This is a genomic window from Microbacterium sp. H83, from assembly GCF_001650405.1.
Taxonomy (GTDB): domain Bacteria; phylum Actinomycetota; class Actinomycetes; order Actinomycetales; family Microbacteriaceae; genus Microbacterium.
On the sequence record NZ_LWCU01000049.1, the window covers coordinates 1 to 920 of the forward strand.

The 920-nt window shown below is 68.3% G+C and carries 1 pseudogene; it reads right to left on the reverse strand.

Annotated features, from left to right (window positions below):
- Positions 1-837, reverse strand: a pseudogene (locus A4X16_RS17920) (IS3 family transposase); the annotation flags it as partial.
- Positions 838-920: the final 83 nt, after the last annotated feature.

The window sequence follows — 920 nt, forward strand, 5'->3', positions numbered from 1 at the left end:
TGTCTGATCTGAGCACCGCGGGCGCGCCGCGGACGGCGACGAGGTCCTCGAGGTGGGCAGTGAGTCGGTCCGCGGTGATCGACCGCTCGACAAGCCCTCCGATGCACTCACGGGTGTGTTCGTCGACGATGGAGCAGATCTTGATCGGGCGGCCCTGCTCGTCGGCATCGAACTGGAAGTCCACCGCCCACACGAGATTCGGTGCGACCGCTGCCGGGGCGTCGACGGTCGAGGATCCGACGCGTTTGCGCCGCCGCCGCTGGGGGACACGGAGGCCTTCCTCGCGCCAGAGCCGCTGGATCTTCTTGTGGTTCACGACCCACCCCTCGCCGCGAGCGTCGTGGTAGGCCCTGCGGTATCCCCACCGCGGATGCTTCTTCGCGTACGCGCGCAGCCAGTCCCGCAACGCCCTGTCCGGGTCGGCGGTCGTGTCGCCCTTGAGCGGGCGACGGTACGCGGACCTGCTCAGCCCGGCCAGACGGCACGCCATCCGCTCGCTCACCTGCAGTGTCCTGATCAGGTGAGCGACGGCGGCGCGGCGCCTGCCCGGGCCTAGAAGTTTCCCTCAGCCAACTCCTTCAGCGCGGCCTTCTCCAGCTCCGCTTCGGCCAGCAGCCGCTTCAGAGTGGCGTTCTGCTTCTCGAGCTCCTTGAGACGCTTCGCGTCGTCGGCCTTCAGGCCGCCGTACTGGTTCCGCCACCGGTAGTACGTCTGCTCGGACACGCCGAGCTCCCGACACACCGCGGCGACGTCCGCGCCGTCGGCGAGCATCCTGTCGGCCTGCCCGAGCTTTCGGACGACCTGCTCCGGGGTGTGACGCTTCCTGCTGTTCGTCATGATCTGACCAGTCTCCCTGCCCGAACCCTCGGGCGACAGGACGACTCACACAACGACTGGACCTACAAGACGGGGTCAGTCCA